General features: G+C 36.7%; 24 protein-coding genes. 9 read left to right on the top strand and 15 right to left on the bottom strand.

The window, feature by feature from the left end:
* Position 1: 1 nt before the first annotated feature.
* From ACFOSX_RS06785 to ACFOSX_RS06770, 4 genes are all read left to right on the top strand, one after another.
* Positions 2 to 415 (top strand): BT0820 family HAD-type phosphatase, encoded by a 414-nt coding sequence (locus tag ACFOSX_RS06785; protein WP_386098311.1) that lies wholly within the window; start codon positions 2 to 4, stop codon positions 413 to 415.
* A gap of 71 nt (positions 416 to 486) precedes the next feature.
* Positions 487 to 1,305, top strand: coding sequence for a type I methionyl aminopeptidase (gene map / locus ACFOSX_RS06780; protein ID WP_386098309.1), 819 nt, complete (start codon positions 487 to 489; stop codon positions 1,303 to 1,305).
* An 80-nt stretch (positions 1,306 to 1,385) separates the two neighbouring features.
* Complete coding sequence (locus tag ACFOSX_RS06775) at positions 1,386 to 1,766, top strand: GxxExxY protein (RefSeq protein WP_386100247.1); 381 nt, start codon at positions 1,386 to 1,388, stop codon at positions 1,764 to 1,766.
* Between the two features lie 60 nt (positions 1,767 to 1,826).
* Entirely contained in the window at positions 1,827 to 2,591 is a 765-nt protein-coding gene (locus ACFOSX_RS06770; protein WP_386098307.1) for a class I SAM-dependent methyltransferase, read from the top strand.
* Positions 2,592 to 2,905: 314 nt separating this feature from the next.
* Here ACFOSX_RS06770 and ACFOSX_RS06765 read toward each other — a convergent pair whose 3' ends face one another.
* The 10 genes from ACFOSX_RS06765 to ACFOSX_RS06720 all read right to left on the bottom strand — a co-directional run bounded on the left by ACFOSX_RS06765 (position 2,906) and on the right by ACFOSX_RS06720 (position 14,538).
* Positions 2,906 to 4,471: a T9SS type A sorting domain-containing protein gene (locus tag ACFOSX_RS06765; protein WP_386098305.1), complete on the bottom strand. Its 1,566-nt coding sequence runs from the start codon at positions 4,469 to 4,471 to the stop codon at positions 2,906 to 2,908.
* A 120-nt stretch (positions 4,472 to 4,591) separates the two neighbouring features.
* A complete protein-coding gene (locus ACFOSX_RS06760) occupies positions 4,592 to 5,497 on the bottom strand; it encodes a BspA family leucine-rich repeat surface protein (protein ID WP_386098303.1) in 906 nt (301 codons plus the stop codon).
* A gap of 89 nt (positions 5,498 to 5,586) precedes the next feature.
* Positions 5,587 to 5,937 carry a hypothetical protein gene (locus ACFOSX_RS06755; RefSeq protein ID WP_386098301.1) on the bottom strand — a complete coding sequence of 117 codons (351 nt, stop codon included), beginning with the start codon at positions 5,935 to 5,937 and terminating at the stop codon, positions 5,587 to 5,589.
* A gap of 117 nt (positions 5,938 to 6,054) precedes the next feature.
* Positions 6,055 to 7,077 (bottom strand): hypothetical protein, encoded by a 1,023-nt coding sequence (locus ACFOSX_RS06750; RefSeq protein WP_386098299.1) that lies wholly within the window; start codon positions 7,075 to 7,077, stop codon positions 6,055 to 6,057.
* Between the two features lie 29 nt (positions 7,078 to 7,106).
* The gene (locus ACFOSX_RS06745; protein WP_386098297.1) at positions 7,107 to 8,363 is read right to left on the bottom strand and encodes a T9SS type A sorting domain-containing protein; all 1,257 of its coding nucleotides are present in this window, start codon (positions 8,361 to 8,363) and stop codon (positions 7,107 to 7,109) included.
* Positions 8,364 to 8,472: 109 nt separating this feature from the next.
* Positions 8,473 to 9,231, bottom strand: coding sequence for a LytR/AlgR family response regulator transcription factor (locus tag ACFOSX_RS06740; protein WP_386098295.1), 759 nt, complete (start codon positions 9,229 to 9,231; stop codon positions 8,473 to 8,475).
* Positions 9,212 to 12,154 carry a sensor histidine kinase gene (locus ACFOSX_RS06735; protein ID WP_386098293.1) on the bottom strand — a complete coding sequence of 981 codons (2,943 nt, stop codon included), beginning with the start codon at positions 12,152 to 12,154 and terminating at the stop codon, positions 9,212 to 9,214. The genes ACFOSX_RS06740 and ACFOSX_RS06735 overlap by 20 nt, the downstream gene beginning before the upstream one ends.
* Positions 12,155 to 12,250: 96 nt before the next feature.
* Positions 12,251 to 13,231, bottom strand: a complete 981-nt coding sequence (locus ACFOSX_RS06730) for an FAD:protein FMN transferase (RefSeq protein ID WP_386098291.1) — start codon at positions 13,229 to 13,231, stop codon at positions 12,251 to 12,253.
* Between the two features lies 1 nt (position 13,232).
* Positions 13,233 to 13,610 (bottom strand): Na(+)-translocating NADH-quinone reductase subunit F, encoded by a 378-nt coding sequence (locus ACFOSX_RS06725; protein ID WP_386098289.1) that lies wholly within the window; start codon positions 13,608 to 13,610, stop codon positions 13,233 to 13,235.
* Positions 13,611 to 13,677: 67 nt separating this feature from the next.
* Positions 13,678 to 14,538 carry a DUF4846 domain-containing protein gene (locus ACFOSX_RS06720; protein WP_386098287.1) on the bottom strand — a complete coding sequence of 287 codons (861 nt, stop codon included), beginning with the start codon at positions 14,536 to 14,538 and terminating at the stop codon, positions 13,678 to 13,680.
* A 54-nt stretch (positions 14,539 to 14,592) separates the two neighbouring features.
* Here ACFOSX_RS06720 and ACFOSX_RS06715 point away from each other — a divergent pair, with 54 nt between their 5' ends.
* The 5 genes from ACFOSX_RS06715 to ACFOSX_RS06695 all read left to right on the top strand — a co-directional run bounded on the left by ACFOSX_RS06715 (position 14,593) and on the right by ACFOSX_RS06695 (position 19,039).
* Positions 14,593 to 16,029: an SLC13 family permease gene (locus ACFOSX_RS06715; protein WP_386098285.1), complete on the top strand. Its 1,437-nt coding sequence runs from the start codon at positions 14,593 to 14,595 to the stop codon at positions 16,027 to 16,029.
* Between the two features lie 5 nt (positions 16,030 to 16,034).
* Positions 16,035 to 16,412 (top strand): cupin domain-containing protein, encoded by a 378-nt coding sequence (locus tag ACFOSX_RS06710; protein ID WP_386098283.1) that lies wholly within the window; start codon positions 16,035 to 16,037, stop codon positions 16,410 to 16,412.
* A gap of 54 nt (positions 16,413 to 16,466) precedes the next feature.
* On the top strand, positions 16,467 to 16,937 hold the full coding sequence (locus ACFOSX_RS06705; RefSeq protein WP_386098281.1) for a Na(+)-translocating NADH-quinone reductase subunit F: 471 nt from the start codon (positions 16,467 to 16,469) through the stop codon (positions 16,935 to 16,937).
* Between the two features lie 214 nt (positions 16,938 to 17,151).
* The gene (locus tag ACFOSX_RS06700; protein WP_386098279.1) at positions 17,152 to 18,651 is read left to right on the top strand and encodes a PAS domain-containing sensor histidine kinase; all 1,500 of its coding nucleotides are present in this window, start codon (positions 17,152 to 17,154) and stop codon (positions 18,649 to 18,651) included.
* A complete protein-coding gene (locus tag ACFOSX_RS06695) occupies positions 18,644 to 19,039 on the top strand; it encodes a response regulator (protein ID WP_386098277.1) in 396 nt (131 codons plus the stop codon). The genes ACFOSX_RS06700 and ACFOSX_RS06695 overlap by 8 nt, the downstream gene beginning before the upstream one ends.
* Before the next feature lie 151 nt (positions 19,040 to 19,190).
* Here ACFOSX_RS06695 and nqrF read toward each other — a convergent pair whose 3' ends face one another.
* From nqrF to ACFOSX_RS06670, 5 genes are read right to left on the bottom strand one after another with little or no spacing between them, the layout of a single operon-like run.
* Positions 19,191 to 20,504 (bottom strand): NADH:ubiquinone reductase (Na(+)-transporting) subunit F, encoded by a 1,314-nt coding sequence (gene nqrF / locus ACFOSX_RS06690; RefSeq protein WP_386098275.1) that lies wholly within the window; start codon positions 20,502 to 20,504, stop codon positions 19,191 to 19,193.
* A 1-nt stretch (position 20,505) separates the two neighbouring features.
* Complete coding sequence (gene nqrE, locus ACFOSX_RS06685; RefSeq protein WP_386098273.1) at positions 20,506 to 21,240, bottom strand: NADH:ubiquinone reductase (Na(+)-transporting) subunit E; 735 nt, start codon at positions 21,238 to 21,240, stop codon at positions 20,506 to 20,508.
* Between the two features lie 3 nt (positions 21,241 to 21,243).
* On the bottom strand, positions 21,244 to 21,888 hold the full coding sequence (locus ACFOSX_RS06680; protein WP_386098271.1) for an NADH:ubiquinone reductase (Na(+)-transporting) subunit D: 645 nt from the start codon (positions 21,886 to 21,888) through the stop codon (positions 21,244 to 21,246).
* A 3-nt stretch (positions 21,889 to 21,891) separates the two neighbouring features.
* A complete protein-coding gene (locus tag ACFOSX_RS06675) occupies positions 21,892 to 22,686 on the bottom strand; it encodes a Na(+)-translocating NADH-quinone reductase subunit C (RefSeq protein WP_386098269.1) in 795 nt (264 codons plus the stop codon).
* Positions 22,687 to 22,688: 2 nt separating this feature from the next.
* Positions 22,689 to 23,915: an NADH:ubiquinone reductase (Na(+)-transporting) subunit B gene (locus ACFOSX_RS06670; protein ID WP_386098267.1), complete on the bottom strand. Its 1,227-nt coding sequence runs from the start codon at positions 23,913 to 23,915 to the stop codon at positions 22,689 to 22,691.

Genomic DNA, 23,915 nt, shown 5'->3' with positions numbered 1-23,915 from the left:
TATGAATTTTCAAGACCGACTCATACTAGCCATAGATTTTGATGGTACCATCGTGCATGATGCTTATCCCGATATTGGAAAACCTCAAATTTTTGCGTTTGAAACCTTGAAGCGCCTTCAAAAAGATGGGCATCGACTCATCCTTTGGACCTATAGAGATGGTTCAAAGCTTGAAGAAGCTGTTCAATTCTGTAAGGATAATGGTATCGAGTTCTATGCCGTAAATAAGAGTTTTCCTGAGGAGCAATTCGATTCGAAAAAAAGTCGAAAAATTCACGCTGACCTTTTTATAGATGATAGAAATATCGGCGGTTTTATCGGCTGGGGGAAAGTCTACCAAATGATTACCAACGAGATTATTTCCGAAGAAAAAAAGCCGAACAAAGGAGGCCTTTTCGGTTGGCTAAAGTCATAGCGACTTAACATCTTCAATCCAAATTCATTTTATAGATTAATAGCTATCTTTGCCGTCTAATTTTACCTGCAATGATTATTGTAAAGACCAAAGAAGAGATAGAATTAATGCGCCAAAGTGCCTTGGTGGTGTCTAAAACCCTAGGCATGTTGGCCAAGGAGATAAAGCCTGGTGTTACAACTCAACAACTAGATAAACTTGCGGAAGACTTTATCCGTGAGCAAGGTGCAATTCCTGGGTTTTTGGGGCTTTATGATTGTCCTTCCACGTTATTATGTAGTGTTAATGAAGCTGTTGTTCATGGCCTTCCGACAGATACCCCGCTCAAAGATGGTGATATTGTTTCTGTGGATTGTGGTGCACTGATGAACGATTACTATGGCGACCATGCCTATACGTTTGAAATTGGAGAAGTGGATGAAGAGACTAAAAGGCTCATTCAGACGACCAAGGAATCGCTTTATGTAGGTATTCGTGAATTTAAAAACGGCAATCGTGTTGGTGATGTGGGCTATGCAATTCAGAAATATTGCGAAGACCGAGGTTATGGTGTGGTTCGGGAATTGGTTGGGCATGGTATCGGAAAAAAAATGCACGAAGACCCGGAAATGCCAAACTACGGTAAACGCGGACGCGGTAAAAAATTCTTGGAAGGTATGACTGTTGCTATAGAACCCATGATTAATATGGGAACGCACAAAGTAAAACAACTTAAGGATGGTTGGACGATTGTCACCCAAGACGGAAAACCAAGCGTCCATTTTGAACATGATGTGGCATTGGTTAATGGAAAACCTGAGATTTTATCGACTTTTAAGTATGTTCATGAGGCTTTGGGGATTACTTCGGATGAGGAGGATGAGTTTAGGGCTGTGCCTATAGAGGTATAGTTTTCACACAGAGTTACGCAGAGACACACAGAGTTGCACGGAGGAATTACTATTGTGTATTTTGAATATTATATTACTTGATGATTTACGATAAAATCACAGAAAATATTATTGGAGTTGCCATAGAGGTTCACAAAGCAGTCGGTCCGGGATTATTAGAATCCGCTTATCAAGAATGTCTTTTATATGAATTGAGAGCATTAGGCTATTCGGTCAAAAAAGAGGTGTCTCAACCTAAAACCTACAAAGACTTGATTTTAGACAATGGTTATCGCATAGATTTACTTGTAGAAAACACGGTTGTTATCGAATTGAAAACTGTAGAACGATTTACAGATGTCCATACCGCGCAAATTTTAACTTACATGAAGTTGGGTGATTATCCTGTTGGACTTTTATTCAACTTTCGTTCTAAACTTCTTAAAAATGGAATTAAGAGATTTATCAATACTAATGATTAAATTCTCTGAGAATCTCCGTGTCAACTTCGTGAAACTCTGTGTAAAACCCCATATAAACTAATGTCAAACCTCTTTAAGCTCATACTCAATCTTATCCCGCGCCCAATCCTCATTCGGTTGAGCTATGTTGTTAGACCAATTTTAGCATTCTTCCTAAAAGGTACAAAATACAAAGACCCCATCGACGGCAAAAATTTCAGTAAGTTTCTGCCCTATGGTTATGGTACCCAACGCCCAAATGTGCTTTCGCCCTCAACACTAAGTTTAGAACGCCATCGTTTGCTTTGGCTTTATCTTAAAAATGAAACTGATTTCTTTAGTTCGAATTTGAAGGTGCTACATTTCGCCCCAGAGCAGTGCTTTTTAGACAGATTCAGAGCGCTAGAAAATTTGGATTACACCACCACAGACTTGCTATCGCCAATTGCCGACGTGAAGGCTGACATTTGCGACCTACCCTTTGAAGACAATAGTTACGACGTCATTCTTTGCAACCATGTGTTGGAGCATATACCTGACGACAACAAAGCCATGCAAGAACTCTATCGTGTTATGAAACCTGGCGGTTGGGGTGTGTTTCAGATTCCACAAGATTTAAATCGTGAAGCTACATTCGAAGATGCCTCAATAACCGACAAAGCCGAACGCGCTAAAATCTTTGGTCAGTACGACCACGTGCGTGTATATGGCCGTGATTATTTTGATAAGCTTCGGTCAGTTGGTTTCAAGGTTGAAGAAGTGGATTACACAGCAACGCTTTCTGACGAAGATACTGATAGATTTAGATTGGCGAAGGGTGAGATTATTCCGGTGGTGTATAAGTAACCTTTTTTCTTAATTACCAGTTGCCGTTTATATTGTTAGAGGTTTTGGCTCTATGTGTTGTAACATACTGATTAGACATAAGCTTGCTGCAAGACCAGTAAAAATTTTAAAACAGACTGAAGAGTAATAAACTATAAAACAAAAAAAGAAAAATCTCCAATCTGTACGTTTTAATAAACTTCATTTCTATAGACTTTATACGATCAAAGAACGATCCGATATGACATTAATTTTAATTTTAAAAAGAATGCAAGGATTGACTTTTTACATACAATCCTTGCAGCTCCACTAACTAAATAAATCAACCAACCGTTTTAGAGATTAATTTTGATAAATCTTAGAGTTTGTATTTTATCGTTTTCGGATTTTATTTTCGCAAAGTAGAGCCCATTTTCAAGTTGTGATACGTCTATCGTATCTTGATTTGAAACAATCACTTTCTGTCCCAATGCTGAATAAATCTCAATGCCAGCATTAGGTTGATTGGTTCTGATATTTAAAATAGACCTTGCGGGATTTGGATACAGCTTAATCTCTTTGTTAAATACATCAACATCATCAATACTTAACACTGGCGAACCAAATTCATAAATTCCCTGATCTACATTTGCTCCAAAAACACGTTGGTTACCAGCAAAATCTACAGTAAATGTTGATGGCAGCAAATTAGCATCTCCACTATCTATAGCCGACGAATTATTAACCAAAGTAAAATCTCCATTTGCAGCATCTGAAAATATTGGATTAGTATTTGAATCGTTAATAACAGTGTTGTTATTAACAGTAGCTCCTGCATAACCACTAAAACCTGCATCAGAAAGATTGTAAGTAATAACAGGATTACCGTAGTTGGTACCATCTACAATTTCAGAAAGAATTGGTGTTGTAAAAGCTACGCCATCCGTATTTTTTTCTGTAATGTTGTTAGAAAATTGTACATTGATTGTAGCACCATTAGCTTCTTCTACACCTACTGATGTTCTGCCTCTGTCCGCAGGTAAGGATCCTCCATCAATATTACCATAGATAACATTGTTAAAGATATTTGCGTTTACGGTTGACCCAGTATTAAAAGCCCTAAGCCACATAGCACTTCCGGAAAATACAGTTGAAGAACTGTCAAATTGATCTGTTTGGTTTCCAAAGAAAAGATTACCATAGCTATTTACATCATAGCTAATATTGTTGGCAAAAGTAATGGCATAGATCCCAGCGCCCCAATTGGCTCTGTTGAAACTAATTTCGGTGTTTACAATTTCCAAAGCGGTACTAACCTCCGCAAAGTGGAAGATTCCTGCACCGCCATTGGCTGCATAATTATCTGTTATTTTACAGTTTTTTAAAGTTACATTTAAAGCTGTGCCGCTTACAAATACACCACCACCATTTTTATTGATTATTAATGAGCCACCGCCAGAATAACCACCACTAATTGTAACACCTTCCACCAAAGTATTGCTCGATCCTATAAAAAGCGTTGTTTGAGCATTATCAACCCTTAAATTTGATGAGCCACCTATAACGTCATTCTGCGAAAAGTCTCCAGTTAACTCTGTGGGATTGGCTCTAAAATTTCTTTGCAAAGCATTGGTTTCAGTGCCATTGAATCCTCCCAAAACTTTAATATTATCAAAAGCATTAGGTATACCAAAAGCATTAAAAGTAGCGTAAGAATCGGGCAAATACACGCCTTCTGCTATCCAGAACTCCACGTTGTTTGTGGACAAATTTTGGAAAGCTTCATTTGGATCATTGTAAGCATTGGCCCATGATGTGCCATCATTTGCTCCAGTAGCATCAATATCTACATAGACAACAGTTTGTGAATTTACATTGGCTGTACCTATGCAAAACAACAAAATAAGTAGTAGTTTTTTCATAATTTAATAGATTTAGATTTTTTATTAGAAAGCAAAAATGCCTCGACATCGAGTCATTTTAATTACATCTTTTCTGAAAGTGCACTGTTTTTTTCTGAATATTTGATTTGAATCAAGAATCTAAAAACAATTACCAGCAGTAGGATAATTGCCATCGGTCAATGCAGAATTTGTACCAAACTGCATGCAGTTAACCACGTTATCTGTAGCCCAACCGCTTAAATTTTGATTGAAAACGGTTGCCGAATTAAGCATAAAATCCATATTCGTCACACTAGACACATTCCAACCGCTAATATTACTATTAAACGCACTTGCCGAAAAAAACATAGAACGCATTGTTATTACATTACCAACATTCCAATCACTTATATCTCCATTAAAATTTTCTGCATTGGCAAACATCTCATCCATATCGTTGACATTCCTAACATCCCAGTTGTTCAAATCACTGTTAAAAGATGTTGCTCTAGCGAAAATGTTATTCATATTGGTAACGTTACTTACATCCCAATCATCAAGGTCTCCATTAAAAATTGAAGATCCGAAGGTTTGAAACATAGAGGACATATCCGTAACTTGGGACAAGTCTGGTACATCCGTAGCATTGTACTCTAAATTTCTGCATTCCCTAAAGGCAGCTTGCATACTCTGCCACTGTATATCTCCCCAGCTGTCAATACTTATTAATTTGAGCGTGTTATCAAAATCACCTGTTTGACTGAAAATCGCTGGGAAATCTCCCGAGATTTCTACAATATATGTGCCCGCGTTCGCGTACGTATGTATGGCATCATTAGATAGGTTATTCTCAATGGTTCCATCGCCCCAATCAATGCTATAATCATAATCCGTAAGATTAGGATTGGTACGGATAGTAATCTCTTGGTCATTAGTGTCTGTTCTCCATTGTGTCACGAATGGTCTTGGCTCGTTATTAGATGCATCGTCGTCATTGCTACAGGCCAAAAAAAGAAAACTTGATAACATGGCAAGCGTAAATAGCCTTAAAACTGATTTTTTCATAATGTAGGATTTTCTTAAAATTAGAAACAAAAATGCTTCACTATTGAGGCACTAATTGACTTTTATTTCTGAATGTACTTGGTTTTTTTCTAAAGCAAATCCAAAAGTTTTGTGGCATATTCTTCTACTTTCTTTTTTGTTAAGAACTTTAATTTTGAAGTTTCTTTGCTGTAAAAATTACTGAACTCAAAATCTTTTTCTGCAGATAATGAAGGTAAGAAAACAACGAAGCTATTACCATCATATGAAACAGCATAAAAACCCATGCTATTATTAAAAACAGATTTACCAAATTGTTTACTTAAATCTGATTTATACGTATATAAGGCCGGAAAGCATTTTTCGCAAGCGGCAACCGCCAACATAAGCATTCCGTTATTTTCGACAAGTTGAATCACCTTATCCTTACTAGGACCAGATGTGCCCCGCTCGGGTTCCATTGCTGTGTATTTTCCATCTATAGTTGTTGCTGATGGTTGCGCAATTATTGAAGGAAAAGCAAACAGGCTAAAAAAAGCATTATTACTGTAGTTTTCGAAAAAGAGAATTTAAACATATTAATCAATTGATACCGTGCCACCACAAGATTCATTGCCTGCATAAAATTTTGTGCCGCCACCATTTACTGAAGAATTGCTACTAAAGGTATAGTATAGTGCTTTTTTACAATTACCAGAACCCGAACTGTTGGGGCGAACTGCACTACCGTTTCTAGAGCCTTCTTCATATATGTAGATAGTTTGACCCGTGTTATTTTTAATAGTGACTTTGCCTGCATTATCACGTTGTTCAGCCAAACGGTTGTTTTCTTGGATACGTTTAAACTCGGCAGACTTTAAATAGTCATCACTCATTTTTTTAATGGTTTTAGCCATTAATAGGCTTATGTCCTTTTTATTACTTTCAATACCTTTATTTATTGGATCTTTTATCCATTGTGCATACACATCTTTTTGCTTAGCAAAGGCATTTTTTAAATAAGCGTCCAAAACCGCCTTGGGGTCTTCAGTAGCCATTTTTTTTGGACTTTTCATTGACATCTTTATTTTTTTCAAGCCACCTAATTTGCCTTCTTGAAGTTCCAAAACCATTTTTAAGGCGTAATTGTCTTGATCTTTCCAGTCTTCAATCAAGTAAATTTTACCATCTAAAAATACAGCTCTAGACTCCTGCATATATGCTTCGGACCTTGGGGTAAACCCGATACTCGATTGTAGTTTGGTGTTACCTTCGTAATTATTTTTTACGTAAGTTACCGGAAATGCCTCGTTATCTGGTATATACATTGGGCATCTTTCTAAGTCTGCGTTTTCTTCAAGATATTTGGGATTATCATACAAATACACTTCTTTATGTCGGCTTGTTGGTCTTACTCTATAAGCATTTTTGGCATAAACGAAATATGGTTTTTCTCGGATACCACCGAGGTATTTTCCGCTTGCATCTTGTTTTGTTAAGTAGGCTAAATATTGACCTGTAGCGATACTACCTAGCTCTTGTGATTGATCATTAACCGTGTCTTGTGCGTAAGCGTTGAACAATGCGAATAAAAACGCAAGTATCAGTATGGGCTTTTTCATTTTGATATACTAAATTAAAAATTATGTAATTATTTCTTTAAGAATTTTGATTTTGAAACCGCTCCATTTTTTCCAGTAATCTGAACAAAATAGACACCAGTCATTAAGTCTGAGACATCAATAGCTTTAGAGTTTTTGATGGTTTTCAAAACCTTTCCTGTTATGGAATAAACATTTACTTGTTTAATGTCTTGTAAACTTTCAATATTTAAAAGTGAAGTCGTTGGATTTGGGTATAACCTAAAATGAATGCTACTAAAGTCGTTAATAGATAATGAAGGTAATGGTGGACAATTATCACTATACATTGATGCATTATCTTTTCTCCAGCTACTCGGTGGTGTAAAACCACTGTCTATATTAATACAAGCCAGATTCGGGTTTATTTCGGCTGAAAATATAGATATATCCGTATTATTCCCATTTGCCACATCCAAACCTAATAAACCATTATTAAAAACCACAACTTGTACTAACATTGAATTATTAGATAAATCGAGATATTGAATAGAATTATTACCGACATCAAAAAAACGTAATGATAATAGACCTGAGACATCGATTGACGTCAATTGACAACCGCTACAAAGAAAACCTGAAAGATTTGTGAAAGCCTCAACACCTGTAGCATCCATAACTGGCTGACTATTAATTTGAATGCCTCCCGTAAATACAACAGCTTCAGCAACCTGTATTTCGGTATCGCCATTGGTATTAATATTGGTGTTGTTAACCAAATTTGCTTTAAAGGTAGCATCTGGTATGTTAACTATAGGTTGCGTAAATGCAATATCATCTAAACGAATAACTCTATTTGCGCCACTAAGTTCTGGTGTTACTTCCATTCTTGTTACACCTGTCCAGTTTAAGGCCTGTGTAGAAGCACTGTTATTAATATTTAAAATTGTGTTACTGCCGCTGGTAGCCGAAATTGGCCTAAACTCAAAAGAACCAGACCCGGTGTCCGTAAAGGCGCTAATAGTAGATATATCTACAGGACTATTAAATGTAATAACGACCGTAGCATCGTCATCTGCATTAGACACACCATTACCTGTCGCTCCCTGATTAAAGGGACCAAAAATAACTCGGGAATTATTACCATTTAATTCTGCAGTAAATGCACAAGTAACAGCCATAACAGTTTCTGTGATTGTGCAGAGTTGACCACTTGAAGGTCCCGAATTACAGTTAGCAAGATTTACACTGGATGAATCCCAATTGAAGGTCTGTGTATAAGACATTCCAAATATTAACAATGTAGCAACTAGTAATTTTAATTTCATCTCCGAAAGTTTTAAATTATACAAAACAAAAATGCCTCACTATGGAGGCATTTTTAAACTTTTATTTCTGAAGTCTATATATTTTTTTCTAAATCAAAAGGGGCTAAATCTAAGTATTAAATATTTGCTGAATTACAGACATAAAATTTTCACGCTTATCTTTTACTATTGGTATAGTTTTGTTGTTTTTCATAATTAAATGGTAACCGTCTTTTCTCGACAATTCTTTAATATGTTTTAAGTTGATTAGGTATGAACGGTGAGGTTTATAAAAAAATGAAAGTGACCTCAATTGCCCTACGAAGTGTTTGAGGGGTTTGCATATTAATTGCGTTTCGCCATTTTGCAAGTAGACTTTAGTGTACATGCCATCTGCTTCAAAAAGCAAAATATCGTCATGTGAAATAAATATAACACCTTTTGGTATTTCTAATGCTATTTTACTCAAAGCCAATTGATTGAATGCCTTTTTTAATTCTGCAAATTGATTGTTCAAAGTTCGACTTTTTTGCGCCTCTATAGCTTTATCAGTAGCTTGCTTAAATTCTTCTTTATCAATTGGTTTTAATAAATAATCAATGGCCGACAGCTTAAAAGCTTCAACCGCATATTGGTTATAAGCTGTTGTAAAAATGATTTGAAAATTTACCGAAACATCCTCAAGCAATTCCAAAATTTGCAGACCAGAATATTTAGGCATTTCAATATCGAGATACACAATATCTGGTTGTTCCGCTTTAATTATTTCTACACCCGTTTCTAATTCTGGTGCCTCAAAAATTGTTATAATCTCAGGGCAGAATTCCTCGATAATACATCTGAGCAAGCGTCTTGCCTTATTTTCGTCATCAATGATTAAAGCCTTCATATCTATATGATTTTAATGGTATGGTAATAATTACTTCTGTACCGCAATAATCATTATCAATATCAGAGTTACTATTAACAGTAACCTTTATTTTCTCGTTTCTGTTTTGATTTATAAGCTTTACACGTTTCTCGTTAGCACTAGTTGCAAAAGACCTGTGTTGTGGCCTACGTCCTTTGTTGAGTTCTTTTGAAGCCTCTACGCCAATACCGTTATCTTTAATAGTACAGAATAGCTTGGTTTCTAAGCGATCCAAGTTAAACGAGATGTCTAATTCCCTATTGGTGTTTTTATGAAGTAATCCGTGTTTCAGAGCATTTTCCACATACGGTTGAATAAACAAAGATGGTATCTGAATATCACTTGTACTTAAATTGTCAGAAACATGTATCGAATAATCTAGTGCATCTTCAAATCTGTTCTTTTCAAGTTCAAGATAAATTTTCAGCGCCTTAATTTCTTCAGAAAGTACCACCTCGTTTTCACGACTATGATCCAAATAAATTCTAATGAGTCGACTAAATTTTATAAGATAGGTGCTCGCTAGATCTTTTTCGTTCATCACAATATATTCTTGAATAGAATTAAGGGCATTGAAGATGAAATGCGGATTCATTTGCGAACGTAAGTTTTCCAATTGAGAAAGCACTAATTGCTTACTTACCATCTCTTGTTGAAGAGCCTCGACCTGCCTTTGCTTAAGGACATTAATTTTTCGTCTAAAAAAAAGATATGCTAAAAAGCCTACAGTAAGAATAATTAACACATAGAACCACCAAGTGGACCAAAAGGGTCTTGCTATCTTAAATGTTAGATTAATGGGTTCACCAATCTCACCACTGGATGTTATCGTTCTTGTTTCGAACTTAAAATTACCACTCGGCAAGCTATTGTAATTTATCTGAGGATCACTCCCCCTGAGTGTCTGCCATTTATTTCCTAATCCGATAAGCCGGTATTGGTATTTCAGATTTTCTGAGGTTTGGAAGCCATTAACATTAAGCGTTATTTCTATCGCATTTTCGTCATAATCTAAGTTATAATGGCTTTTGAGAGTTTTGATTTCAGAATCTACCTTTATATTGGCGATATATATATCTGCAGTTTTCCTAGGTTTGAACACCGTAGATTTATCAAGCCGGAACATCCCATTGTTCGAAGCCATATAAATATAATCACCTATTGGTAAAATATCAGCAATACGGTAAGTTGGCATTCCATCTTGTTTAGTAATAGATTTAAACGTTTTGGTTAAAAAGTCGTAGTATTGTAAACCAAGATCCGTGACAATCCAGAGCCCTTTGTCATCACATTTTATTTCTGTAATAATGTTACTTAGTAGTCCATCTCTTTTGGTTATATGCTTTACAACATTACCATTTTTCAACTTATAAATACCAGATTTAAATGACCCTGCCCAAACCTCATTTTCAGTAGAAATATCTAATACTTTGATGTACATTTTTTTACCATCACTAAATATTTCCTTGAGTTCAGCTCCGTCGGGTTTAAACATTAAGCCATTAACGGAAGCCACGTAAATTGAATTCTCCTCTAAATTATAACAGTTAGCGTAAGACCGTGTCTCTCCAAGTGATTCTTCTAGATTATAATTTAGGTCAACTAATTTTACGCCATTATATAATGATATTAGATAACCACCATTTACTACTGATATATCCTTAGCACCATTAAAATCAGAAGAAATTTCTAGTAACTCTTCAGCATTACTTTTATATAAGAACGTCTTATCTTCTTTAGCGACGATAAAGTCCTTATCAAATTGGGCTTTGACAATTTTAGAAACCCTATTAGCCCCAGAAGAATCAATAATTGCTGATTTATGATACTTTATGTTATACTTTGACAGATACCCAGTGTTTGTTCCAAATAATATTTCATTACTATCTATTGATTCTAATTCTGTTATATTTTCTAAACTTTCTGACATTGGATAATGATAAATTCCAATATTAGGTATTAGGTAAATGCCGTTACCTTTAGTACTGATCCAAAAGTTGTCTTGTTTGTCTAAAATAGTCTTAGTCACAAATATTTTATTATACCAATGATTAACAATTCTCAAATTATTACTTTGTAACTCACAAACAAAAAGACCGTTGTCTGTAGATATCCAGAATTGATCGTGGTATTTTGAAATATGTGTTATTAACGTTTGCTCTAGACGTTCTGGGATCTCAATAGCGCTAATAGATTGATTCTCAAAATCTGTACTATAGAATGTGTTTTTTCCGAATTTTAAAAAATATATGAATGAAGTCTCATCGTCATGGAACGTATTTATCCGCCTGATTATGCCAGATTCTTCATCAAAACTTTTAATCATGTCTAGCTTTAGAGAATCTTGTATTACAAATTCTTTATCAGTAAAATACAACATATTAAAGGAAGAGTAAACATAGCCTCGATTATGTTGACTATATGAACCGATAAAGCCTCTATTGTTTTTCAATAACGTTATTTCTGATGTTTTAATGGGGATTTTAAACAGCTTCTGCGCAGACAGGACATATAGAATATTATCGGAAACTAAAAATTCTGAAATTAGACCTCTCAATTTATCTGACAAATCTAAAAACAAATGCATTCGGTCATTTTCCACATAAAAAAATTGACCCGAAATATTCGTACACCAAACTCTACCTTGAGTGTCCTCAAGGACACCAAAGACAGCATTACCACGCTGTTTGGGATGCGTAAAATGCTTGTATTCTCTTCCATTGTATCTGAATAAACCTTTATCCGCGGACAACCAAATAAATTGTTTGGAATCTTCAATTATATTAAATATTTCGATATCTGGTAGCCCATCTTTTTCTGTAAGTTGTATGTGGGCGGGTTGCTGGGCAAAAATCCGAGCAGTGTAAATTACACAAAGAAGTATTAGACTTATGAACCTCAACCTATTGATAGAATTTGAAGTTACAAAGATGAAAAGTCATATGAATTATAGAAGTAATATTTTCTAAAAGCGTTTCTTTTATTTCTAAGTACAACATTACTCCGGAAACCCATTCAAGCTCAAGGTCTCCAATTCACCATTGGCAATCAGAAAAATAAAATAGACTTTGAGTTCATCATGTGTTTTCAAAAAGTCTTTGGTTGAATCAACTCCCATTGCCTGAAAGGCCGTAGCATAACCATCTGCTAACATGGCGTTTGGTGCAATTACCGAGACACTTAACACATTGGTTTTGGTTGGGTAGCCCGTTTTGGTGTCAATGATATGTGCATAGCGATTACCGTTTTCATCCACTTTAAATTTTCGATATGTGCCAGACGTTGCCATGCCTTTATTAGAAAGGTTGATGACTTTAGAATAGCTCTGTGACCCATCAAAATTGGGGTCATCAATACCGACCGTCCAAACCTTAGACTTTTCAACATTAATCCCTTTAGCACGCATATCACCGCCGATATCCACAATGTAATTGGTCACGCCTTCCGACTCTAAAAAATCACAAATGACGTCAATACCGTAACCTTTGGCAATAGCATTAAAATCAAAATAGGTGCCTTCTGGTTTTATAAATCGGTTGTCTAGCTTAATAACCTTATCAAAATTAACGTACTTCATTAAGCTATCAATAGTGGTACTATCGGTAACAAACTTGTTTTCCTCTGGTCCAAAATCCCAAGCGTTAACCACATTGCCAATCGTAGGGTCAAAAATACCTCTGGTTTCCTTGAAGATTTTTTTTGAAGCTTGATAGACGTTATCGAAATGTTTATCCATGGTCACCGTTTCTCCTCGATTTAATTTAGAAATATCAGAATCTGGAATGTAGGTGGATAAGGAATTATTTATAACCGCAAAAATACTATCAAACTGTTTCTGATAGTTAGTGTCACTTTCTGAATAATATTGAATATTAAAGCCGGTGCCAAAGATAGGCCCAGACATGCTCATGTTTTCCTTTTTATAATCTTCGCAAGCCAGACAACAAATAACACAAAACGCAAGTAGTAGTCTTTTCATATTAATTTAAGTGTGTTTCTATAACCTGAATGCCGTTGTATTCAATCAAATACTCTTCATTGAGATAAACGGGTAAATCTACGCCATTGGGATTGCCCAAACCAACACCAGCATACAAGACTTTGGCATCTTTATCCCTAGCGTGATTCTTGAATGTTTCCATCCAAATAACATCATAATTATTCGGGTTTTCTGGGAGTAACACTGCACGTACAATCACAAAAAAATACTGGCTGTTTTTATCGATACACACAAATTGAGGATGCTTTTTTAATTTGCTGTTAATCGCTACAAATTCAAAACCACGAGATTCCAAATCCTTACCAACGTGATTCATGGCTAGGTTGTGTAATTCTTGTTTTGTGAGTGGTTTAGACATTAAATTGGTGTATTCGTCAGATGCATTTCAACTGCGCTCAATGTGACAGCATCTTTGTATTTGCAAATTATTTAAATCTAACAAATTTTGAATTAGCAAAGGTAAAGCCTGGCACATAGATTTCCGAATTAATCGCCAACTTATACCATGGTGAAATCGAAGGGTTTTCAAGATTCTTCAACAGATGAATACTTTGCGCTGGCGTGTTGCCCTGAATCAATAAAAATAAACGGTCGTTTTCATCAGATTCTGCAATATCAGCAATCATGACTACATGGCCCGGAAAGCCACCGACTATAAGCATATCACCAATTTGAAGGTCTTCGATTGATGAAACTGTTTCTAACTCGTTGTTCAAAGACATCGTCCCAGAATAGGTGTAAATGAGATTCAGGTAGTTGTAGAAATTTGCTTTTGAATGATTGGCTTGTGCCGTTTTTAAAAACCGAACGTCATTGCCATTAATCTTTGGACGATAGCCTTCGGCATATGTCTTCCAAGAGCAATAGTCGCCACTGGTAAATTCAAAACCAATTTTGTCTTTCTGATTGGTGTTCCAAAGATATTCGCTTCGTAATCTAATGAGGGCATCAGCACATTGTTGCAAGCCGTTGCTAGGGACGTCCACATCCAAAACGCCAACATGTCCCAATTGGTAGAAATAAGGTTCACCATCGTAATTGATTACCTTGCTCCCAAAGGGCTTCAAATTTTGATGCCGAATATAAAATTGAAATGAGTTTGAATCGACCTTAATATGCTCAAATCCATCAGGCATACTCACACGGTTTGCAATGGTTTTTCCAGCTTCATTAATATAGTTTGGTGTATTCACAATAGCCACGACGGTTTGCCGTACAGGCCGAATTTGATAGGCCAAAGCCAGCAGACCACCGATAAGCACCAAACTGAGTAAAAGTTTCTTCATAAGAGATAAACGTGGGGTCTATTCACATTCGTATTTAATACTTATTTTAATCGCATGAAATTACACCCATTGTCTAAGAGTATAGGCTTATTTGTAGGACCGCTGGTTTTTTTAATCCTTACGCTGGGACCGATAGACCTTATAAATGCCCAAGCCGATAAGGTGATTGCTGTTGCCCTTTGGATGGTGATATGGTGGATTACCGAAGCCGTTTCTATTTCGGTTACCGCATTGTTGCCTCTATTGCTATTTCCGTTGTTAAAGGTCATGCCTATTGAAGATGTTGGAGCTAACTACGGAAGCCCAATCATATTTCTCTTCTTTGGTGGTTTTGTTTTGGCACTGGCGTTAGAAAAAGTTAACCTCCATAGACGGATAGCCCTTAGTATCATCAATAAAACAGGAACATCTCCCAATAGAGTGATTCTCGGATTTATGATAGCCACAGCATTTATGAGTATGTGGATTAGCAATACCGCAAGCACAGTGGTTATGTTGCCCATTGCCATGTCGGTTATTGCAATGTTGATTAATGACGCTGATGGTTTTACTAAAAAAGACAAGAATTTTGCATTGAGCGTGATGCTCGGGATTGCATTTTCAGCCAATGCTGGCGGTATTGCCACAGTAATCGGCACTCCTCCAAATTCAGTTATGATAGGATTATTGGAAAATGAATACAACATTGAAATATCCTTTGTCCGCTGGATGATGCTCGGCGTTCCGTTTTCGGCTACCTTAATTGCCATCATCTACTTTGTATTAATAAAGATGTTCCCCAACAAAGGATTGGTCTTTGGCGCTACACAATCTGTGATAAAAGACGAATTGAAAGCCTTAGGAAAAGTAACGCCAAAGGAACGTCAGGTACTTATTACGTTTGCAATTATTGTGTCGCTGTGGATTTTTAGAACGCTCATTAATTCCATATTCCCGAATCTTGGTTTGAATGATACCATGATTAGTATGTTAGGCGCAATAGCGCTATTTGCCATTCCGTTTAATCTAAAGAAAGGTGAATTTATCCTCGACTGGAAAGACACCAGCAAGCTCGCTTGGGGCATTCTCATTCTTTTTGGCGGAGGTCTAGCCTTGGCTAAAGCCATGTCTACCACCGGCATTGTAGATTTGGTAGCCAATGCCATCTCTACCAGCGAAATTAGTATTCTGTTGACCGCTAGCTTACTTATCCTTTTAATGCTTTTTATGACCGAACTGATGAGTAACATTGCATTGACGGCCGTGTTAGCCCCTGTTGTCGCCGGAATTGCCATTGGCTTGGACATCCCTATTTTACAGCTATTGATTCCTGTGGTCATTGCCAGCAGTTGTGCCTTTATGCTACCGATGGCCACACCGCCAAATGCTATTGTCTTTGCTAGTGGTTACATTAAAGTTCATGAGATGGCGCGTGTTGGATTTATTTTGAATTTGATTTCCGTCGGATTGCTGATTCTCATGTTTCAATTTTTTATTCCCTTGATATTTTGAACGCCATGATGAAGTCTTCTAAATATTATTTCATTCTATTGATTTTAGGAATGTTCTTAAACTGTAAAGATGTTCCAAAACTCCCAGACCCGTTGGAAGCTGGCTGGAAAGGCAAAGCCGTTTGCGAAGTTCAAAAAGAGAACGAAAGCATTCGGATTTTAAAATGTACGTTTCCGCCGAATGTTGGGCATGAAAAGCATTATCATAATCCTCATTATGGCTACACAATTTCTGGAGGCAAATTTAGGATTACCGATAAAACAGGGACTCGTGAGGTCAACGTTCCTACAGGATATGGCTTTAGTAATGATAGCATCTCATCGCATGAGGTTCTTAATATTGGCGACACTACTGCTGAATTTTTAATAATTGAATATAAATAGCTTAACAAACTATTTGAAGAACATTTCGTATCTTAATCATGAAAAAGAATAGCTATGATACGTCCATCTCGATTTGAAAACGCCATACAAAAACTCTACACGGCCTTCCACAACAACACCCTAAATCCTGAATGTTGCAAGCAGTGCGCCGTCGGAAATATTCTGGATAATACCGATAGCTGGAAACACCTCTCCGACCAACATGGCTCAACTCAACTGAATTATGTAGGGCGCGTTCATCAAACTTTGGGACGACGTTTCAATGGCTACACGCCTTTAGAATTATTGAATATTGAAGCTGTGTTTCTTAAAGCTTGTGGCTTTCAAATTCCGTTACATCACAAGAATAGTAAGCCTGAAAATCCAACCGATTCTGATGTGCTTTTTAATGGATTAGAAGCAGTAGTTATGCATTTGTGTGCTTTGGATGGCGTGGAGAATGTGATGGATTATACTGCTATGTTTAAATTAAAAATACCTCTACCAAACAAAGGTCAGCATCTCTATTCAACTTGCCATTCATAATTATTAAAAACTATTACACCGAAAAAAGAAGAGATTCTTGTATGAGAGAATCACTAAAATCTCATATTCAGCGTAAACTTCAAGGTTAAAAAAAATATTAAAAATAAAGATTATTCCTACAAATTTGCCGTTTATCGATAAAATTTACGGTTTTTCTAGGTTAATGTTGAAAAAATGAGCTACATTAGATTTGCCCTATCTAACCTACTTATCAATGCAAGCGACGAAATCTATTCCAATTCGCCAAAAACATGATAATATGCTCTTGGAGTTTATCCAAGAACAAGCATCAATAGGAACTTGGCATTTTGACGTATTGAATTCCGATTTACAATGGAGTTCACAAGTCAAAAAAATTCATGAGGTACCCGACAATTATGTACCTGATGTTAGTACAGCTATAAACTTTTATAAAAAAGGCTATAGCCGGAACAAAATCACACAACTTTTTACGGAAAGCCTAGAGGAATTCAAACCTTATGATGTAGAACTTCAAATAGTAACAGCAAAAGGAAATAAACGCTGGGTAAGGGCTATTGGCAAACCTGTTGTAGTCAATAACGAGTGTGTTAAAGTACAAGGCTTATTTCAAGATATTGATGAAAAAACAAAACGTGCTGAAGTGCTGGCAATTAAAGAGAGTGAATTGCGACGAACATTTAATGATGCACTTATAGGAATGGCTTTGGTAGATCTCGACGGAAATTGGCTCAAGGTCAACAAAAGTATCTGCCACATGTTGGGATACACCAAAAAGGAATTAAAAAGCATGACATTTATGGACATCACCCATCCTGATGACCTCATGAAAGGCTACCGAGCCATGTTTGATATGGTTAGTGGTAAGCGAAACCATTTTGAAACTGAAAAACGATATATCCATAAAAATGGTCACATAGTTTGGACCTTACTATCTGTTTCCTTGGTGAGAAAGAACAATGGCAAACCGCTTCATTTCTTAGCACAAGTCAATGATCTTACCCAATTAAAGAATAGTAGTAAAAAAGTTTTACAGCTTCTCGAAACAACCGAAAAGCAGAATAAACGACTACTTAATTTTGCACATATAGTATCCCATAACCTGCGATCACATTACAGTAACTTGGATATGCTATTAGATATTGCTCAAGTTGATTTACCAGAATTAAAAAAACATCATCTTTTCACTATGATGTCAGATGCTATAAATCATTTGGGAGAAACCGTTGAAAACCTTAATGATGTCGCCGCTATTAATATGAAGCGAGACATAAGGCTTGAGCCTATTTCATTACTAGATACTTTTACAAGTGTACTTTCAAGTATATCAGGATTAATATTGGAATCTAAGGCTACTGTCTGTGCTAACATTGATCCAAAATTAAAGGTTATTGGTATTCCAGCATATCTAGACAGCATAATGCTCAATTTTTTGACCAATGCCGTCAAGTATAAAAAACCAGACGGAATAGCAAACATTGAAGTAAAGGCTTCTGAAGCAGATGAGTTTATACTAATAGAGTTTAAAGATAATGGTATGGGTATAGATTTAGAACGTGTCGGTGATAAACTATTTGGCATGTATAAAACATTCCATAAACATGAAGAAGCTAGAGGATTGGGTTTATTTATAACACGTAATCAAATTGAAGCTATTGGTGGGTACGTTAAAGTAGAAAGTGAAGTGCACATAGGAACAACGTTTAAAGTATATCTCAGAAAATTCAATGAGTAGAATTGACTTAACTTGTATAATAGATGACGACCCAATTTTTGTATTTGGGGCTCGGCGTATCATGGAAATGGCAGACTTTTGCAGTTCGTTTATGATATTTAAAAATGGTAAGGACGCTTTAGATAACTTAAAGCCCATCCTTGAATCTGGCAGACAACTTCCAGATATCATTTTATTAGATATCAATATGCCAATAATGGATGGATGGGAGTTTCTCGATGAGTTTATTAAGATAGAATGTAACCAAGAAATAACCATTTACATTGTAAGTTCTTCTATTGATCCAATGGATATGAAACGAGTAGAAAATTATGAAAACGTCTCAAACTACATCGTTAAACCGATTTCTCCAGATACTCTAAATATTATAAAAAAAGATTTTGCTTAATTTTTAGCTTTTGTTCTGAATAGAGAATTTGTTCTATTTTGGAATATATTCTATACAATAAAAAAAAGAGCACCTAAATTTAAGTGCTCTTTTTTATATAAGTTTCTGAATAAATCCCGAAAACTCAGGACAGAATGACAAAATGTCTTGGTTACCCACCGAAGTCATCAAATCTAATGTGCTCATCTGGGATACCGAAATCCTCTCCCATTTTCTGAACTGCTTGGTTCATCAATGGTGGACCACAGAAATATAATTCTATGTCTTCTGGTGCTTCATGATGATTCAGGTAGTTATCGATAACACAGTTATGGATAAAACCTACAAAACCGTCACCAGCTTCATCATTGATGTCTGATTTCACTTTCCAATTGTCTTCTTCCAACGGCTCAGAAAGTGCCATGTAGAATTTAAAGTTAGGGAAGTCTTTTTCTAAATTTCTAAAGTGGTCGATGTAGAACAGCTCACGCTTAGAACGTCCACCGTACCAATACGTCACTTTACGACCTGTCTTTAAGGTTCTGAATAAGTGGTATAAATGCGAACGCATCGGCGCCATACCGGCGCCACCACCGACGTAAAGCATCTCACTTTCGGACTCATTGATGAAGAATTCACCGTAAGGTCCAGAAATCACGACTTTATCACCAGGTTTTTGTGCAAAGATGTATGATGATGCAACACCTGGATTCACATCCATCCATTGGTTTTTAGAACGGTCCCATGGCGGGGTTGCAATACGTACATTCAACATAATCTCGCGCCCTTCTGCAGGGTAAGAGGCCATAGAATAGGCACGCTCTACCGTTTCATTATTCTTCATGACCAATGGCCATAATCCGAACTTATCCCACTCCGCTTGAAACTTATCTGGTGTTTCATGCTCTTCAGGATGCGCTGTAATATCTATGTCTGAATATTTGATTTCGCAAGGCGGAATTTCAATCTGAATATATCCCCCAGCCTTATAATTCATGTCTTCAGGAATCTCTACAACAAACTCCTTGATGAATGAGGCTACGTTATAGTTTCTCACAACAACAGCATCCCACTTTTTGATACCGAAAACCTCTTCAGGAATGGTGATTTCCATGTCTTGCTTTACCTTCACTTGGCAAGCCAAACGTGCACCTTGTTTTAATTCTTTACGTGAGAAATGTGGGGTTTCTGTAGGCAATGCTTCACCACCACCAGAAAGGACGTGACACTCACACTGAATACATGTACCACCACCACCGCAAGCTGACGGTAAAAATACTTTATTGCTTCCTAAAGTCGTCAACAAGGTTGAACCCGAAGCTACTTCTATTTCGCGCTCGCCATTAATCTTAATGGTCACAGGACCTGATGGCGATAATTTTTGCTTTACGAACAGTAGCAAGGCTACCAATAATAGCGTTACTAATAAAAAGGCCGCTACGGTAGCTATGACTGTTCCAACTGTACTTTCTGCTAATAATACCATATTAGTTTAACTCTTTTGTTGTGTTGTTAGCCAATTTCTTTTCTTCTAAATCTTTTGGAGTGATATCATCTTTAATGATTTCAACTGTCGTTTCTTCTTTCTTTTCAGTACTCTCATCACCACCAGTTAACATCCCGCCAAAACTCATAAAGCCGATAGCCATTAATCCTGTAATGATAAATGTAATTCCTAGACCTCTTAAAGGTGCAGGAACGTTAGAATATCTGATTTTCTCACGGATTGCTGCAATAGCTAAAATCGCCAAGAACCATCCAATACCAGAACCTACACCATAATTTAAAGCTAAGGCCAATGTTGGTATTTCACGTGACTGCATAAATAATGACCCACCTAAAATGGCGCAGTTTACTGCAATAAGCGGTAAGAAGATACCCAATGAATTATATAAAGATGGTGAAAATTTCTCCACAATGATTTCTACCAATTGTACCATGGTTGCAATAGTTGCAATAAACATGATAAACGATAGAAAACTTAAGTCGTAGTCTGCAAACTCAGGGCCCAACCATCTTAAAGCGCCTGGCTGTAAAACATATTGATCTAACAACCAGTTTAAAGGTACAGTAATGGCCAATACAAAGATGACCGCTGCTCCTAGACCAACTGCAGTTGATACTTTTTTAGATACAGCCAAATACGAACACATTCCCAAGAACGTGGCGAAGACCATATTGTCTATAAAAATCGATTTGAAAAATAATTCTATATGTTCCATGTCTTAGTCTTCTATTAATGCTGTGTTTCTACTTCTTTGTATCCAAATGATGATTCCAACCACAATCAACGCCATTGGTGCCAATAACATGAATCCATTGTTTTCATAACCTAAAGCGTATAATCCTGTTTTTTCAATAGGATCTCCCAATACTGGGAAACCTAATAATGTTCCTGAACCTAAAAGCTCTCTCACAAATCCGACGATGATTAATATAACACCGTATCCTACAGCGTTACCAATTCCATCTAAAAATGAACGCCAAGGGCCATTACCTAAGGCAAAAGCTTCAAATCGTCCCATAATGATACAGTTAGTAATTATTAAACCAACGAAAGCTCCAAGTGTTTTACTCAATTCGTATGCAAAAGCCTTCAGTACTTGATCTACAATAATTACCAAAGCCGCAACTACGATGAGCTGCGCGATGATTCTAATTTTTGAAGGAATAATATTTCGCATTAAAGAAATCACTACGTTTCCAACACCCATAACGAATAATACCGATATAGACATTACAATAGAAGCCTCAAGTTCTGCCGTAATTGCCAATGCAGAACAAATTCCCAATACCTGAATAGTAATTGGATTATTGTCCGCAAACGGATCCTTAATTAAGGCTGCATCTTTTTTTGATAGTAGTCCCATAAATTAATTCGTTTTTAAGTTTTGGAAATAAGGGTAATATAATTTCATATCCTTTTTGATCATTGCTGAAACACCGTCTCCTGTGATGGTTGCTCCTGCAATAGCATCGACTTCGTTATCAGTTTTGTCTTCGTTCTTTGGGTCAGCGTTACCTTTAGCAACAGTGATGCCCTTAAACGCTCCAGATTCAGTCAACAAACGCTCTCCATAAAAATCATCCATAAAGTAACGTTGCTTAATGTTGGCACCTAGTCCAGCGGTTTCACCCTTATGGTCAAAATAAGCACCTTGCACCACCATATCTTTATCTACGGCAACATAACCCCAAATTGCATCCCAGAGCCCTTTACCATAAATTGGTGCAACATAGACTTGTTTGCCTTCTTTGTTGTCACCAACAAACAATGGCAAGTAGCGTGGCTCGCCAGCATTAGCTTTGGCCTGCTCTTTCTTTACGTTAATAAGGTAAGGTTCTTCGTTAGTTTCAGCGAAGTACTCGTCTCTTGTCTGTTCTTTAAGGATCTTACCGTTAGGATCAATCGTTAAAACAATCTGCTCTTTTACGTTTTCTTCGAAAGCCTTAGGTGCCTTATCCGTTGAAATGAAAACAGCACTGCTTTCATCATTATCGTTGATACCCATAGCGTAAAGAATATTCTGTTGTTTTTCTAAACGCTGGTTTTCTGTAATCGTTGGTTTTAAGGACGAGGCAATAAAAGCCAATAAGGATCCCACAACCAAAACCATTGCTACGGCAAATATGACCGTATATGAATTTTTATCTGTGTTAATTGCCATAATTAAGCTGTTTTAACTTTTACACGTTTTAGTCTTCTCTTTACGTTTCCTTGAACCACATAGTGATCTATAGTCGGCGCAAAGACATTCATTAATAGAATAGCCAAGAATACACCTTCTGGATATGCGGGGTTGAAGACACGAATCATAATAGAGATGAACCCGATCAAGAATCCGTAAATCCATTTTCCTTTATTGGTCTGTGAAGCCGTTACTGGATCCGTAGCCATGTACACGGCACCAAACAAGATACTTCCAATAATTAGATGTTGCCAGAACGGTACACTCATTAATCCATAGAACTTACTGGTATCTGCAATCCATCCCATTTCTACAACGCCGTTGAATATTAAGCCCATAACCAAAGCACCTATGATAGTACTTAAGATGATTCTCCAGCTTCCAATCTTTGTGAAGATTAAGAACAAGGCGCCGATGATAATCAAGAATTTTGAAGTCTCTCCGACGGAGCCAGGAATTAAACCCCAGAACATGTCCCAATAATCAATGTTAGCTAAAGTATTGTTTTGTGCATAAGCACCTAATAAGGTCTCTCCAGAAATGGCATCGACATTTTGTCCGGCCGCTATCATTTCATTGCGTTCTACAGCACCATGAACCCAAACTTTATCTCCAGACATCCATGTCGGATAAGCAAAGAATAAAAAGGCACGTATGGTCAACGCAGGATTCAAAATATTCATCCCAGTACCACCAAACACTTCCTTACCGATAACTACACCAAAGACCACAGCTACTGCTAACATCCATAGTGGAATATCCACAGGAACAATCAATGGCACAAGCATACCTGTAACCAAATAACCTTCTTCAACTTCATGACCTTTAATGACCGCGAATAAAAATTCTACAGCCAGACCAACACCATAAGATACCACAACTAATGGTAATACTTGTGTGATACCAACCCATAGATTATCTAACGTCCAAAATGTAGAGCCCAAAAAGCCGTTAGAGGCTTCAATCTCGCCTAAGGCTAAGTAATGTTGGTAACCAGCGTTGAACATCCCAAAAATTAAACATGGCACCAAAGCAATGATGACCGTGTTCATGGTTCGTTTTAAATCGTCCGCCGCTTTTATATGCGTACCGCCGTGCGTTGTTTCGTTTGGCAAGTATAAAAACGTATGAAGTGCATTAAAGGCCGGAGCCATCTTTTTGCCCTTATACTTTTCTTTTAATTGATGTAATTTTTGTTTTAAACCCAT

It is taken from the genome of Winogradskyella maritima, from assembly GCF_042650215.1.
In the GTDB taxonomy this organism is placed as follows: Bacteria; Bacteroidota; Bacteroidia; order Flavobacteriales; family Flavobacteriaceae; genus Winogradskyella; species Winogradskyella maritima.
This window is presented reverse-complemented; position numbering and strand designations above follow the sequence as displayed.

Excerpts from the sequence above, each read along its gene's own strand:
- ACFOSX_RS06785 (WP_386098311.1), top strand. The coding sequence starts at position 2 with ATGAATTTTCAAGACCGACTCATACTAGCCATAGATTTTGATGGTACC.
- map (WP_386098309.1), top strand. The coding sequence starts at position 487 with ATGATTATTGTAAAGACCAAAGAAGAGATAGAATTAATGCGCCAAAGT.
- ACFOSX_RS06775 (WP_386100247.1), top strand. The coding sequence starts at position 1,386 with ATGATTTACGATAAAATCACAGAAAATATTATTGGAGTTGCCATAGAG.
- ACFOSX_RS06770 (WP_386098307.1), top strand. The coding sequence starts at position 1,827 with ATGTCAAACCTCTTTAAGCTCATACTCAATCTTATCCCGCGCCCAATC.
- ACFOSX_RS06765 (WP_386098305.1), bottom strand. The coding sequence starts at position 4,471 with ATGAAAAAACTACTACTTATTTTGTTGTTTTGCATAGGTACAGCCAAT.
- ACFOSX_RS06760 (WP_386098303.1), bottom strand. The coding sequence starts at position 5,497 with ATGAAAAAATCAGTTTTAAGGCTATTTACGCTTGCCATGTTATCAAGT.
- ACFOSX_RS06755 (WP_386098301.1), bottom strand. The coding sequence starts at position 5,937 with ATGGAACCCGAGCGGGGCACATCTGGTCCTAGTAAGGATAAGGTGATT.
- ACFOSX_RS06750 (WP_386098299.1), bottom strand. The coding sequence starts at position 7,077 with ATGAAAAAGCCCATACTGATACTTGCGTTTTTATTCGCATTGTTCAAC.
- ACFOSX_RS06745 (WP_386098297.1), bottom strand. The coding sequence starts at position 8,363 with ATGAAATTAAAATTACTAGTTGCTACATTGTTAATATTTGGAATGTCT.
- ACFOSX_RS06740 (WP_386098295.1), bottom strand. The coding sequence starts at position 9,231 with ATGAAGGCTTTAATCATTGATGACGAAAATAAGGCAAGACGCTTGCTC.
- ACFOSX_RS06730 (WP_386098291.1), bottom strand. The coding sequence starts at position 13,231 with ATGAAAAGACTACTACTTGCGTTTTGTGTTATTTGTTGTCTGGCTTGC.
- ACFOSX_RS06725 (WP_386098289.1), bottom strand. The coding sequence starts at position 13,610 with ATGTCTAAACCACTCACAAAACAAGAATTACACAACCTAGCCATGAAT.
- ACFOSX_RS06720 (WP_386098287.1), bottom strand. The coding sequence starts at position 14,538 with ATGAAGAAACTTTTACTCAGTTTGGTGCTTATCGGTGGTCTGCTGGCT.
- ACFOSX_RS06715 (WP_386098285.1), top strand. The coding sequence starts at position 14,593 with ATGAAATTACACCCATTGTCTAAGAGTATAGGCTTATTTGTAGGACCG.
- ACFOSX_RS06710 (WP_386098283.1), top strand. The coding sequence starts at position 16,035 with ATGATGAAGTCTTCTAAATATTATTTCATTCTATTGATTTTAGGAATG.
- ACFOSX_RS06705 (WP_386098281.1), top strand. The coding sequence starts at position 16,467 with ATGATACGTCCATCTCGATTTGAAAACGCCATACAAAAACTCTACACG.
- ACFOSX_RS06700 (WP_386098279.1), top strand. The coding sequence starts at position 17,152 with ATGCAAGCGACGAAATCTATTCCAATTCGCCAAAAACATGATAATATG.
- ACFOSX_RS06695 (WP_386098277.1), top strand. The coding sequence starts at position 18,644 with ATGAGTAGAATTGACTTAACTTGTATAATAGATGACGACCCAATTTTT.
- nqrF (WP_386098275.1), bottom strand. The coding sequence starts at position 20,504 with ATGGTATTATTAGCAGAAAGTACAGTTGGAACAGTCATAGCTACCGTA.
- nqrE (WP_386098273.1), bottom strand. The coding sequence starts at position 21,240 with ATGGAACATATAGAATTATTTTTCAAATCGATTTTTATAGACAATATG.
- ACFOSX_RS06680 (WP_386098271.1), bottom strand. The coding sequence starts at position 21,888 with ATGGGACTACTATCAAAAAAAGATGCAGCCTTAATTAAGGATCCGTTT.
- ACFOSX_RS06675 (WP_386098269.1), bottom strand. The coding sequence starts at position 22,686 with ATGGCAATTAACACAGATAAAAATTCATATACGGTCATATTTGCCGTA.
- ACFOSX_RS06670 (WP_386098267.1), bottom strand. The coding sequence starts at position 23,915 with ATGGGTTTAAAACAAAAATTACATCAATTAAAAGAAAAGTATAAGGGC.